Raw genomic sequence first — 12,372 nt, forward strand, 5'->3', positions numbered from 1 at the left:
TAGCAGGACTAAACGCTATGACTCGCCCCCTCCATGGCCAGACCTATGTCTGGCTGCATGTGTTTTCCTGCGCTGCGCGGCATCTATCGTTCACCCGCTGCGCCGAGGAACTGCACATCACGCCGGGAGCGGTGAGCCAACAAATTCGCCAGTTAGAAGAGCGCCTGGGCTTTCGACTGTTTCATCGGCGTGCGCGAGGCGTTGAACTCAGCGCCGAGGGGCAGCGCCTGGCGGCCGTGGTGGGTGAGGCTTATGGCAGCATTGATGCCGAACTGCAGCGCCTGGACGCCGGGATGATCAGCGGCACCTTGCGCCTGCGTTCTATCCCCTCGTTTCTGGGCAAGTGGCTGACCCCGCGTCTGCCGCGTTTTCAGCAGCGTTTTCCGGACATTCAACTGCGCATGGTCGCCGAAGACAGCAGCATCGCCCTGCATGAAGGCGACTTCGACCTGGCCATCGACCTCAACGACGGCAGCTACCCTGGCTTGTTATCCACAGCCCTGTTGGACGAACAGATATTCCCGGTGTGCGCCCCCAGCCTGTTGCGTGGCCGCCCACCCTTGCATGGCCCGGCGGACCTGGCCCATTTCCCGCTGCTGCACGACATCACGGCCTGGCGTGGGAGTTATGAATATGCCGAATGGGAGTTTTACCTCAATGCCATCGGCTACCACGGTGCCGACGTACGGCGCGGGCACACCTTCAACCGCAATCACCTGACTATCGAAGCCGCCATCGCCGGCATGGGCGTGGCGATTGCGCGGCGCACCTTGCTGAACGATGAGCTGGAGCGCGGCACCTTGATCGTGCCGTTCGGCCTGGCCGTGCCCAACCATAAACGCTACGTGCTGCTGTATGCGCCGGGCGCGTTGAACCATCCGGGCGTGCGTGCGGTGCATGACTGGCTGGTGGAGGAAGCGGGGGTTTTTCGCAGCTTGCACCCGTTGGGAGAGGGGCAATTGTGAGGAAAACAGAACGTAAGAAGTTGTAACTAACTCCCCACCCTACCAGCGTTTTTGCTCGTCGTCAGGGTTAATTTGTAATGTAGGATTTATCTTTGCAAAGGGGTTGAAATGTTTCAGCAGGTGCTCAATTGTGTAATCAAGAGGTCATGGTTTCACCACCCCGGTGTTGCAGTTTGTGACCTCTGGCGAGCTAGCTGAAATAAGGGAAGAACTATGCAAATCCAAGTCAATAGCGATAACCATATTGAAAGCAGCATCCGACTGGAGGAGTGGGTACGTACTACCATTGAGAGCACGCTCGAACGCTACGAAGAAGACCTGACCCGTGTAGAGGTCTACCTGCGAGACGAGAACGGCGACAAGCCCGGCCCTCACGATTTGAGTTGCCGCCTGGAAGCACGGCCAAAGGGCCATCAACCAGTTTCCGTGTGCCATAAAGCCGATACGCTGGAGCAAGCGATCGATGGCGCCGCAGTCAAGCTCGACCACGCGCTGGAACATCTGTTTGGCAAACTGCAAGGCAAGCCGCGCGCTGCCGGTAAAAACCAGCCAATCAACAAAGTGAACGAAGACGCTTTGGAAGAGGAATTCCTGGAAAACGAAAACGCTGCCATTAACGGCTGATTGTTTTTTCATTCCCCCAATGAAAACGGGCCTGCACATGCAGGCCCGTTTTTCGTTCAGCGCTCGCGCCGGAAGAAATGCCGGCTCAGCAGCGCCAGCCCGCAGGCGCCCAACCCCGCAAACAGCATGGCCCAGCCGGCGCCGCTGCGCAGTGCTATTTGCGCATCCAGAATGGTCAGCCCCGGCGCATCCAACTTGCCGGCGGCAATATGCTGGCTGAGGCTTGCCCACTCCATTGCCGTGCTGTCAGGCAGCACATGGGCCAGGTTGTGGCTGATCCCTAACAACAACACAAGGCCCATCAGCGCGATATTGAGCGCCAGGGTGATCAGCCGTGCGCTGAAGTCGATGCCCGAGGCCATGCCTGCGCGGTCATTCGAGACGGAGCCGGTGGTGGTGTTGGTGGTCGGCGAATTGGTCAACGCCAGTCCGATACCGGCGATCACGCAACTGAGCAGCACCAGCGCCGTGCTGGGTTGTTCGGCGTAATTAACGGCGGCCATTCCCATGAACCCTGCGCCCATTACCCCCAGGCCCAGGGGAATGATGCGTTCGGCGCCAAAGCGTAGGGCCAGGCGTTCGGCCAGCGGCGGTACCAGCAAAGTCGGCAAGGTGTAGGCGAGCAAGGCGGCGCCTGTGGTCAGCGTGTCGTAACCCAGGCCCGCCTGGAAGTACAACGGCAGGTAAATCATGAACGGCCAGAAGCTGAAGTTCATGCCGATCGAGCCCATCAACGCGCCATTGAAACGTTGGATGCGGAACACCGAGAAGTCGAACATCGGATGGGCGCTGCGCCGCTCAATCAAGATAAACAGCAGCAGCCCGAAGACCGACAGGCCAGCCCAGCCGAGCATCGCCGGGGCGCAAAAGCCGATTTCGCTGCCCTGGGTGATGAAATAAACCAGTGCAAACACCGTGAGTGTCATGGTCAGCATGCCGGCGATGTCGAGGCGATGGTTGGCCGGATCGCGGGACTCCTGCACGCTGATATGCAACAACGCCAAGGTGAACAGGGTCAGCGGTACATGCACCAGGAACACCCAGCGCCAGTCCGCCACGGCCAGGATCATGGCTCCCACCATCGGTCCGAAACCCAGGCCCACGCCAGCGATCACGCCCCATATCGCAAAGGCCCGCGCACGCGCCGCCGGTTCGCGGAACTGATGGGACAAGATCGCAAATTGGCAAATCATCATGGCCCCGGCGCCAATGCCCTGGACGAAACGCGCCGCGATCACTGTCGGCGCATCGTTGGCCAAGCCACAGGCCAGCGAGGCCACGGCGAATACCCACAGACACATCACCAGCACACGCCGACGACCGAAGCGATCCGCCAAGGTCCCCGCCGCCATCAGCACGCTGGTGCAGGCCAGGGTGTAGGCATTCATGATCCATTGGGCGTCTTGAAAGCCCGTGCCCAGTTCCTGTTCCAGCGTCGGCAGGATGACCGGCACGCTGGAGATTTCCAGGCCGAACATCAGGGCCACCAGGCAGACGGCGGTGAGGGCCAGGCCGTTCCTGGCGGTGCGCGGGGGAGTGAGGGCCGAGAGTGCGGCGGCGCGGGGCATACGACATTCCTTTCGAAAGCGGGAGGGGCTATTCTCTCGGGAATCAGGTTCTTTATTGGCGATAATTTTTCCTTGAACAAGGGAATAGAGGGCGACAATTAAGCATGGCTACCCCACGTTTTGATGGTGTGGAACTCTTTCTGCAGATTGTTGAAAGCGGCAACCTCACCGAAGCCGCCGAACGCCTGAGCCTCACGCGTTCTGCGGTGGGCAAGGGCCTGGCGCGTCTGGAGGCGCGCCTGGGCACGTGCCTGTTACAGCGTTCCACCCGGCGCCAGCGGTTGACCGAGGACGGGCAGGCGTACTACGAGCATTGCCTGCGCGCATTGGCAGAGCTGGAGGCCGCCGAGTCCGTGTTGGCAAGCGGCCGCCAGCAACCTCGCGGGCGTTTGCGAGTGAGTGTGCCCCTGGCGTTTGGGCATCACTATGCCGCGCCAGCGTTGTGGGCCTTGCTGGATCGTTATCCGGAACTGGAAATCGACCTTTGTTTTTCCGACCGCATGATCGACTTGGTGCAGGAAGGCTTCGATATGGCCGTGCGCATCGGCCCGTTGCCCGACACCGACCGCCTGAGTGCGCGCCTCTTGGGTCAGCAGGTCATGGGGCTGGCAGCGTCGCCGGCGTATTTGCAGCGCAAGGGTGCTATTGGCAGTATCGAAGACCTGGCCGCTCATCGTGGCATTGCCTACCGCAGCAACACCGCGCAGCGCTCGCGCCTGGCTTCGCCCTTGATCGTGGACGACCTCCAGGCGGTAGCCGATGCCGCCATCGCGGGCGTAGGCCTGGCCTGGTTGCCGAGTTGGTTGATTGCCCACTATGCGCTGCGCGGGCAGTTGCAAGCCGTGCTGCCCAGCTACCGTGAGCAACCTGCGCCGATCCATGTGATCTGGCCGACGGCGGCGCATATGCCGGCCAAGACGCGGTGTGCCATTGACGCGTTGGTGGCGGCCACCCCGAGTTGCCTGGCGGGCAGTTAGATCCTGAACATACTGAAAACCATCTGTAGGAGCGAGCTTGCTCGCGAAAAACGTCAACGATAACGCGTGTTTGCTGAATGAACGCGGCGCCTGTGAGTTTTTCGCGAGCAAGCTCGCTCCTACAAAATACAGTTAGAACGCGATAGAGGTTTGCACATACACCGTACGCGGCTCACCCACATACTTGCCCTTGTTGTTGTCGTCGAACGAGCGGGTGTAGTACTGCTTGTTGAAGATGTTCTTCACCCCCACCGCCACATTCAAGTCCGACAACTGCGGGCCGAAATCGTAGGCTGCGCGGCTGCTGAACAGCATGTAGCCGGGGATGCGCCCATTGGCACCGTCGGCGCTTTCGGCCTGGGTGTTGGCATTATCGGCAAACTGGCTGCTCTGGTAGCTGCTGTCCACATTCAGCTTCCATGGGCCTTCGGTGTAACCCACGCCGAGGGTGCCTTTGTGCTTGGAGGAGAAGGGCACACGGTTGCCTTTGTTGGGGCCGTCTTCGCGGATGGTCGCGTCCACATAGGCGTAGGTGGCGTACACATCAAAGCCGGCCAGTGCGGGGCTCAGGCCGTCGAGGGCGTAGTTGATGCTCGACTCGATGCCCTGGTGACGCGTTTCACCGCGTGCGATCACGGTGTCGTTGGTCTGGTTGCTGTCGTACTGGTTGTCGAAGTTGATCAGGAATGCGCCGATTTCTGCGCGCAAGCTGCCGTTGTCGTAGCGCGTGCCGAGTTCCCAGGTGCGGGCTTTTTCCGGTTTCACTTCGCCGCTGTTCACACGGTTGGGCATCTGGCTGTACTGCACGCTGCCGAACGAGCCTTCGGTGTTGGCGTAGAGGTTCCAATCATCGGTGAGGTGATAGAGCACGTTCAGCGCTGGCAGTGCGGTGTTGTAGTCGCCCTTGTATTTGACGTTGCTCAGGTTGTTAGTCTGCTGGGACTCGATCATCTCGTAGCGAATGCCTGGGGTGATGGTCCACTTGCCGATGTCGATGCGGTCGTCGATGAAGAACGCATTGGCTTCGGTGCCGCCGCGCGTGTCGCGGTCGTTGCGGCTGTTGGTGGTGGGGATTTGCTGGTTGACGGCAATCGGCGTGCGGTAGCGCAGCTCGTGGCCGGCTTCATTGATGTAGCGGTAGCCAACACCCACTTCGTGGCTGGTGGGGCCGAGGTCGAAGCCCTGGGCGAAGCGCGTTTCCAGGCCACGTACCCAATATTCCCGTGGCGACAGCGACAGGAAGCTGCCTTGGTCCAGGTAGCCGCTGCGCAGGGTCTTGGTGAAGAAACTGTTGACCGTGAATTCGCGGCGGTCCTGCTCGTAGCGATAGCCCACATTGAACATCGTGCGGCGGCCCCAGAACTTGTCATACGGGCGGGTGGACTGGTACGGATCAGCCTTGTAGTCCTTGACGTTCAAACCGCCCGGCATGTCGGCCTGGCCTTCGTAGTACTGCGCCATGGCGTTGAAGCTATTGGCGTCGTCCAACTGGTATTTGCCCTTGAGGATCAGGTCGTCGATGCGCGTGTTGCTGTTTTCGCGCCAGTCGCCGCCGCGGGTGCCGGAGTACAGCAGCGCGCCACCCAACCCATTGTCGGCGGTGCCGCCAGCCAGCAAGTTGCCGGTGGTCTTGAAGCCGTCGTGGCTGGAGGAGGGGCTGGTCTCGGTCTGCAAACCACCCTTGACCGTCGGCGCATCCGGGATGGCACGGGTGACGAAGTTGACGATGCCACCGACGTTTTGCGGGCCATAGCGCACCGCACCGCCGCCACGTACTACATCCACCGCGTCCATATTGCCCATGCTGATCGGCGCGAAGGAGAGTTGCGGCTGGCCGTAAGGCGCGAAGGGCACCGGGATGCCATCCATCAGCACGGTGGAGCGCGACGCCAGGCGCGGGTTGAGCCCGCGAATGCCGAAGTTCAGTGCCATGTCGTGGCTACCGGTGCCGTTGTTGTCCGGGGCGTTGACGCCAGGGATGCGGTTGAGCACATCGCGGGCCTGGGTGGCGCCCTGGCGTTCGAATTCTTCACGGCGGATCACATCTCGGGCGCCGGGGTGTTCGAACACGTTGGTTTGCGCCGCGTCACCGAGCCAGTCGCCGACCACGTTGGAGGTCTGCAACTCCTGTGTGGAGGGGGCGCCGGCCGGTTGCAGGCTGTAGGCGTTATCCCCCTCGGCGCGGGCTTGCAGGCCGGTGCCCTCCAGTAGTTTTTGCAGGCCCTCGGCAGTGCTGTAGCTGCCCGATAACCCAGGGCTTTGCATCCCTGCCGTCACGGCGGAGCCGAAGGACACCAGTACGCCGGCTTCGCGACCGAATTGATTCAGGGCCGCTTCCAGGGTGGTCGGGGCGATATGGTACGCCTTGGCGTCGGCTGCCATCACCGCCGGCAGTGTGGTCAGGCTGAGGCTGGCACCGAGCAGGAGTTGGCGCAGTGTACGGGCGAGAAGCGTCGGGTGCTGGGGCATGAAGGGCGGTCCTGAGAAGGAAGGATCAAGGTGGCTTTCCTTCTCTGTCACGCCAGGTGCGGAAAACGGCTCACAGCTGCAAAAAATATTTCGAGCTCACCGCCCACTGTAGGAGCGAGCTTGCTCGCGAAGGTCGTCAACGATCACGCGGGTTGTCTGGTTTAACGCGGTGGGTTGAGGTTTTTCGCGAGCAAGCTCGCTCCTACAAAAAGCGCTATGCATCACGCACGTGCCTGCACGGTCACCCAATAACGGGTAAAGCGCCGCACTTTCACCGGCAGGCTGATCTCCAGCAGGTCGAGGATGCGTTCGCTGTCATCCAGTGGGTAACTGCCGGACAGCAGCAGGTTGGCGACTTGTGGATCGCAATGGAGCTGGCCGCGACGGTAGCGTCCCAATTCATTGAGGAAGTCTTCCAGGCGCATGTGTGCGGCCACCAGCATGCCGTCGGCCCAGGCGCCGCTGTTGGCGTCGGTGGGGCGCGGGGTGTCCCAGCCTTTGCGGGTGAAATTGACTTGGTGCGCGGCGTCGACACTAAGCGGCAGGCCGTTGTAGCGGTTGGGCATCACCTCGACCTGACCGGCCAGTACCGCCAGTTGGGTGTGGTCGTTGAACTGGCGCACAGTCAAGCGCGCCGCCGGGCTGCTGAGCAGGCCCTGGCCGGTCAGCACGTGCAACGGCGCCTGGCCTGCACGGGCGGTGAGCAGGATTTCACCTTCAAGCAGGCGCACCAGGCGCTGTTGGCCGTCGAAATGCACATCCACCGCGCTGCCGGTGTTGAGCTGCAACTGGCTGCCGTCGGCCAGTTGTACTGTGCGGCGCTGGCCCACCGGGCTGCGATAGTCAGCCGTCAACGGCGGCAAGATATGTTGCTGGCGCAGGCTCCAGGCGGCCGAACCGGCACCCAGAATCAACAGCAATTTAAGCGCCTGACGCCGGCTGGTGGAGGTGGGCGCGTTCAACGCCGCGTGGGCCAGGGGCGAGGGCACGCCGCGCAGGCGTTGGTTGACGCGCTGGATCTGCTCCCACGCGCGTTGGTGTTCGCTGTGGGCATTCAACCATTGCTGCCAGGCCGCCTGCTGGCGTGGGTTGAGCGCGCCTTGCTGCATTTCCAGCAACCAGTGCACGGCTTGTTCGGCGACTTGGCTGGAGACATTCATAGGGCGAAGTAGCAGCGCATGGCCGCTTTGGTCAGGTGGCGTTTGACCGTGGCGATGGAGATGCCCAGTTGCGCGCCGATTTGCGCGTAGGTCAGGCCGTCGAGTTGGGCCAGCAGGAAGGCGCGTTTGACCTGCTTGGGCAAGCCGTCGAGCAGTTGGTCCAGTTCCAGCAGGGTCTGCAGGATGATTGCGCGGTCTTCTTCCGACGGCGCCACGTGTTCGGGCATCTGCGCCAAGGCCTCGAGGTAGGCGCGCTCCAGGTCCTGGCGGCGGTAGAAGTTGAACAGCACACGCTTGGCCACGGTGGTGAGGAAGGCGCGTGGCTCGATCAGCGTTGGCGCTTCCCGGGCACTGAGCACGCGGATAAAGGTGTCCTGAGCCAGGTCGGCGGCGTTTTCCGGGCAGCCGAGCTTGCGTCGCAACCAGCCGGTGAGCCAGTGGTGATGGTCGTTGTACAACACTTCGACGGGGTTGGACGGCTGCAACGCGATCACTCCACAAGCATTCGACATGCTTTAGAGAACAAGAATTGTTCGCATTGTAGGGTGCATGACAGGGTTCGGCAATCGGCCAGGGCAGGTGATTCATCCGTTCTCTTTTGCTTATGAGAATATTTATCATTAATATTGCGCGCTGATGAACCAGGCGCCTGCCGCATGAAAAGCAAAACCTCATTGCCCGTGTCCTACCGCCTCGCCGTCACCTCGCGCGTGCTGGCGGCGGTGATTGGCGGTTACCTGATGGCTTCCCTGGCCGCCATTTGCCTGGCGCTCTGGCTGCCCACCTCCCGTGCCGATGCGGTGGTCACCGGCATGATGAGTTCCTTTGTGTTCTACCTGCTGGCGGTGCTCTGGTGTTTTGCCTGCCGCACGGCATGGCGCGCCTGGGCAGGGGTGATGGTGCCGAGCGCACTCTTGGCCACCCTGGCCGGCATCGGTTTTTGGATGGCTCGCACATGAAAGAGGGCTTTCGCCAGGCCATGGCCTGGCTGCACACCTGGGCAGGCTTGATCTTCGGCTGGCTGCTGTTCGCGATTTTCCTGACCGGCACCCTGGCCTATTTCAAAGATGAAATAACCCACTGGATGCAGCCCGAAGTGCAGGCCCATCCCCTGGACGATGAGCGCAGCCTCGCCGTCGCGCAAAACTATCTGCAACAGCAGGCGCCTACCGCCGCACGCTGGTTCATTACCTTGCCGAACCGCCGCGACCCCGGCTTGTCGGTGATGTGGCAAGACAAGGTCGAGCCCGGCAAGCGCGGCACTTTCATCCAGAAAGTCCTCGACCCCGTCACCGGCCAACCGGTGCAGGCCCGGGAAAGCAAGGGCGGTGAGTTCTTCTATCGCTTCCACTTCCAACTGCAAATGCCTTACCCGTGGGGCCGCTGGCTGTCGACCATCGCTGCCATGGTGATGTTCGTCGCGCTGATCACGGGCATCATCACCCACAAGAAAATCTTCAAGGACTTCTTCACCTTCCGCCCGCGCAAAGGCCAGCGCTCCTGGCTGGACGGGCATAACGCGGTGGGTGTGCTGGTGCTGCCGTTTCACCTGATGATCACCTACAGCAGCCTGGTGATTTTCATGAGCATGGTCATGCCCGCGCCCATCGTGGCGTCCTACGGTGACGACAGCCGGGCGTTTTTCAGTGAGCTGTTCCCCGCTACTGACAATGCGCCGGCCCTCGGCCAGCCGGGCAAACTGCTGCCGTTGATGCCGATGTACCAGCAGGCGCGGGAGCAGTGGGCAGGTGGTCATGTAGGGCGTGTGGCGGTCAACAACCCTGGCGATGTCAACGCCTCGGTCAATGTGTTCCGCGCCGGCTCCGACAGCGTAGTGCATGCGTCGGGCAGTACGTTGTCGTTTAGCGGCACCACTGGCGAGCTGTTGCGGGCCAGTGCCGAGCCATCGTTGCCAGCGGTCGTTGGTGGCAGTTTCTACGGTTTGCACATGGGCCATTTCGCCGGCCCGGTGCTGCGCTGGCTGTACTTTATCTGCGGCCTGGCGGGCACGGCGATGATCGGCACAGGCTTGGTGATCTGGCTGGGCAAACGTCAGCTCAAACACGCCAAGGCCTCGGTGATGCCCTTTGAACTGCGTTTGGTGGAGGTGCTGAATATCGCCAGCATGTCCGGATTGATGATCGCCATTGCAGCGTTTTTCTGGGCCAACCGCCTGCTGCCGGTGAGCTTCACTGAGCGTTCGGACTGGGAAGTGCAGGCGTTCTTTATCGCCTGGGGCCTGAGCCTGTTGCACGCCTTGCTGCGGCCCGGTCGCCAGGGCTGGGTCGAGCAACTGAGCCTCGGCGCGCTATTGTTTGCCGCCATTCCATTGCTTAACGCCATCACCACCTCGCACCACTTGGGCGTCTCCGTGCCAAGTGGCGACTGGGCCATGGCCGGCTTCGACCTCACCTGCCTGGCGAGTGGCGTGTTCCTCGCCTGGGCAGCCTGGACGATGCACCACCGCAGCGCGCCGCTACCCAAGGCCGAGCGTGCCCGCGGGTTAACACTCAAGCAGCAGGCCAACTGATGCTTCTGGCGCTTTTGATGTGCTACGCCGGGTTCATGGCACTGTGCTTGTCCACCGACCGTCACCACGGCGAACTGCTGCACAGCAAACCCACGCCCATTCGGCGCTTGGGGTTGCGGGTGGGCGGTTGGTTGCTGCTGGGCGTGTCGATCTGGCCGTCGGTGCTGGGCGCCGGTTGGAGTCAGGGCCTGGTGGAGTGGTGCGCGGTGTTGATGCTCAGCGCCTTGCTACTGGTGTTGCTGTTGCCGTATCGGCCGAGGCTGGCCTTGATCCTCGCGGGGCTCGCTCTTCTGGCCAGCCCTGTTGCGGCGTTCGCCCTCTCTTGAGCCGGCCATGAGGACCCAACCACCGCAATCTTCTCAGGACACTCCGCACCCGGATGCAGCGGGTGGACGCGCGCATTTCCTGCAGGTGTTTTTGTCCCAGCGCTCGCAAATGGAGGCGTTGGTCAGCCGCCGTGTGGGTTGCCGCGCCACGGCAGCCGACCTGGTGCAGGATCTGTTCCTGCGCTTCTGGCGTCGCCCGCTGGTGCAGGTCGAAGAGCTGAGCACCTACCTGCTGCGCTGCGCCGGCAACATCGCCATCGACCACCTGCGCAGCGAAAGCGCACGGGCGCGCAGCAGCGAAGGCTGGCTACCGGAACAATCCGACCACCAAGGCTGCGAACCCCAGGCAGCGCTGGAGGCGGGCAATGATCTGCGTCATGTGGAAGCCGCCTTGCGCAGCTTGCCCGAGCGCACCCGCCAGATTTTCCTGCTTAACCGCATCCACGGGCGCAAGTACACCGAAATTGCCAAGGCCATGGGCCTGTCCCAAAGCGCCGTGGAAAAACATATGATGCGCGCCCTCGAAGCCTGCAAGGCCAGCCTTCGCGAACCATCGCCTCCACGCACGCCAGGGAACGCCCCGTGAACGTCACGCCCACGCCCGCCCAGGAACAGGCCGCGCTCGATTGGTTGTGCCTGCTGCATGACCAGCCCAGCAGCGGCGACCAGGCCACGTTCAGCCGCTGGTTACGCGCAGATCCCGCACACGTCGAGGCATACTCCCAAGCCCAGGTGCTCTGGGAATTAAGCGAAGTACCGGCGCGCCAGCTGGCCGACGAGGACGCGCTCGCGTTGCAGGGCTACCTCAACACGATCAACGCCTCCAAACGCTCCCGGGTAGCGCGTTGGTCTGGTGCCTTGGCCGTCGCCGCCTGCTTGCTGCTGATGGTGTCGATGGGCGTCGGTTGGCAGCCGTCACGCTGGGTCGATGAGTGGGGCGCCGATTATGTGACGGCGCCGGGGGAGGTGAAGACCTTCACCCTGGCCGATCAATCCAAGGTCACCCTCGACGCCGACAGCGCCATCGCCGTGGATTTCAGCCAGGGCGAACGGCACATCCAATTGCGCCGTGGTGCAGGTTTTTTCAGCGTGACCCACACCGGCCAACCCTTCGTGGTGGAGGCGAGCGGCGGTGAAACGCGGGTAATGGGCACGCAGTTTGAAGTGCGCCTGCAACCTGACGGCGCCGAGGTCACTGTGCTGTCCGGCCGTGTGGGCGTGACGCCCTCCAAACAGGGCCAGCAACAGGTGCTGACAGCGGGCCAGCAAGTGGCCTACGCCGACGGTATTGCCGACCCTTTGCATGGGGTCGACAGCGCCTCACGCCTGGCCTGGCGCGAGGGTTGGCTCAACTACTACAAGGCCCCCCTGGCCGATGTGGTCGAGGACCTGAGGCGTTATTACCCCGGTCGAATTCTTCTGCTTAACGAGGACATGGCCGCCAAACGCGTCAGCGGCAGCTTTCCGAGCCAGGACCCTGTAGCGGTCTTGAACGCCTTGCAAGCGGTGCTGGGTTTTGAACAGCACAGCCTGTTGGGCCGCATGATTGTGCTGCGCTAGGGCTGCGTTGGGGTTTTCGCTGCTGAATCTGTCAGGCAAGAAATACCTCAGCTCGACACGCTCGGCGATGGTGTCGCTGGAGGCCAATTTTAAATCACACCCCAGAGCTCGATGCGCAGAGCAGACTTGTGTGGGAGCTGGCTTGCCTGCGATAGCGGTGTGTCAGTCACAGGTATTGAACCTGTTACACCGC

Annotated in this window: 12 protein-coding genes; 8 read left to right on the forward strand and 4 right to left on the reverse strand. The window is 62.2% G+C overall.

The window, feature by feature from the left end; all coding sequences use genetic code 11:
* The first annotated feature begins 17 nt into the window (after window positions 1-17).
* Together ACP7CZ_RS04270 and ACP7CZ_RS04275 are read left to right on the forward strand one after the other, a co-directional pair.
* The gene (locus ACP7CZ_RS04270; RefSeq protein WP_034128671.1) at window positions 18-965 is read left to right on the forward strand and encodes a LysR substrate-binding domain-containing protein; all 948 of its coding nucleotides are present in this window, start codon (window positions 18-20) and stop codon (window positions 963-965) included.
* A gap of 213 nt (window positions 966-1,178) precedes the next feature.
* The gene (locus ACP7CZ_RS04275) at window positions 1,179-1,589 is read left to right on the forward strand and encodes an HPF/RaiA family ribosome-associated protein (RefSeq protein WP_003188815.1); all 411 of its coding nucleotides are present in this window, start codon (window positions 1,179-1,181) and stop codon (window positions 1,587-1,589) included.
* A gap of 56 nt (window positions 1,590-1,645) precedes the next feature.
* Here ACP7CZ_RS04275 and ACP7CZ_RS04280 read toward each other — a convergent pair whose 3' ends face one another.
* A complete protein-coding gene (locus ACP7CZ_RS04280; protein WP_294163945.1) occupies window positions 1,646-3,157 on the reverse strand; it encodes an MFS transporter in 1,512 nt (503 codons plus the stop codon).
* A 104-nt stretch (window positions 3,158-3,261) separates the two neighbouring features.
* On the opposite strand from ACP7CZ_RS04280, the gene ACP7CZ_RS04285 reads away from it, so the two are divergent.
* Window positions 3,262-4,134, forward strand: coding sequence for a LysR family transcriptional regulator (locus tag ACP7CZ_RS04285; RefSeq protein WP_294163947.1), 873 nt, complete (start codon window positions 3,262-3,264; stop codon window positions 4,132-4,134).
* Window positions 4,135-4,266: 132 nt separating this feature from the next.
* Here ACP7CZ_RS04285 and fecA read toward each other — a convergent pair whose 3' ends face one another.
* The 3 genes from fecA to ACP7CZ_RS04300 all read right to left on the reverse strand — a co-directional run bounded on the left by fecA (window position 4,267) and on the right by ACP7CZ_RS04300 (window position 8,248).
* Window positions 4,267-6,603, reverse strand: a complete 2,337-nt coding sequence (gene fecA, locus ACP7CZ_RS04290; RefSeq protein WP_426173775.1) for a TonB-dependent Fe(3+) dicitrate receptor FecA — start codon at window positions 6,601-6,603, stop codon at window positions 4,267-4,269.
* Between the two features lie 221 nt (window positions 6,604-6,824).
* Window positions 6,825-7,763: a FecR domain-containing protein gene (locus ACP7CZ_RS04295; protein WP_294163951.1), complete on the reverse strand. Its 939-nt coding sequence runs from the start codon at window positions 7,761-7,763 to the stop codon at window positions 6,825-6,827.
* Window positions 7,760-8,248 (reverse strand): sigma-70 family RNA polymerase sigma factor, encoded by a 489-nt coding sequence (locus ACP7CZ_RS04300; protein ID WP_014717061.1) that lies wholly within the window; start codon window positions 8,246-8,248, stop codon window positions 7,760-7,762. The genes ACP7CZ_RS04295 and ACP7CZ_RS04300 overlap by 4 nt, the downstream gene beginning before the upstream one ends.
* Window positions 8,249-8,419: 171 nt before the next feature.
* Here ACP7CZ_RS04300 and ACP7CZ_RS04305 point away from each other — a divergent pair, with 171 nt between their 5' ends.
* The 5 genes from ACP7CZ_RS04305 to ACP7CZ_RS04325 are packed head-to-tail and all read left to right on the forward strand — an operon-like array spanning window position 8,420 to window position 12,179.
* Window positions 8,420-8,722: a DUF3649 domain-containing protein gene (locus ACP7CZ_RS04305; protein WP_014717062.1), complete on the forward strand. Its 303-nt coding sequence runs from the start codon at window positions 8,420-8,422 to the stop codon at window positions 8,720-8,722.
* A complete protein-coding gene (locus ACP7CZ_RS04310; RefSeq protein ID WP_054897745.1) occupies window positions 8,719-10,293 on the forward strand; it encodes a PepSY-associated TM helix domain-containing protein in 1,575 nt (524 codons plus the stop codon). The genes ACP7CZ_RS04305 and ACP7CZ_RS04310 overlap by 4 nt, the downstream gene beginning before the upstream one ends.
* Complete coding sequence (locus ACP7CZ_RS04315) at window positions 10,293-10,619, forward strand: DUF3325 domain-containing protein (RefSeq protein WP_034128665.1); 327 nt, start codon at window positions 10,293-10,295, stop codon at window positions 10,617-10,619. The genes ACP7CZ_RS04310 and ACP7CZ_RS04315 overlap by 1 nt, the downstream gene beginning before the upstream one ends.
* A 7-nt stretch (window positions 10,620-10,626) precedes the next feature.
* Window positions 10,627-11,205, forward strand: coding sequence for an RNA polymerase sigma factor (locus ACP7CZ_RS04320; protein WP_054897746.1), 579 nt, complete (start codon window positions 10,627-10,629; stop codon window positions 11,203-11,205).
* A complete protein-coding gene (locus ACP7CZ_RS04325) occupies window positions 11,202-12,179 on the forward strand; it encodes a FecR family protein (RefSeq protein WP_294163954.1) in 978 nt (325 codons plus the stop codon). The genes ACP7CZ_RS04320 and ACP7CZ_RS04325 overlap by 4 nt, the downstream gene beginning before the upstream one ends.
* The last annotated feature ends 193 nt before the right edge of the window (window positions 12,180-12,372 follow it).

The sequence above is a fragment of the Pseudomonas sp. DWP2-2 genome (genome assembly GCF_049897065.1).
Taxonomy (GTDB): Bacteria; Pseudomonadota; Gammaproteobacteria; order Pseudomonadales; family Pseudomonadaceae; genus Aquipseudomonas; species Aquipseudomonas paracarnis.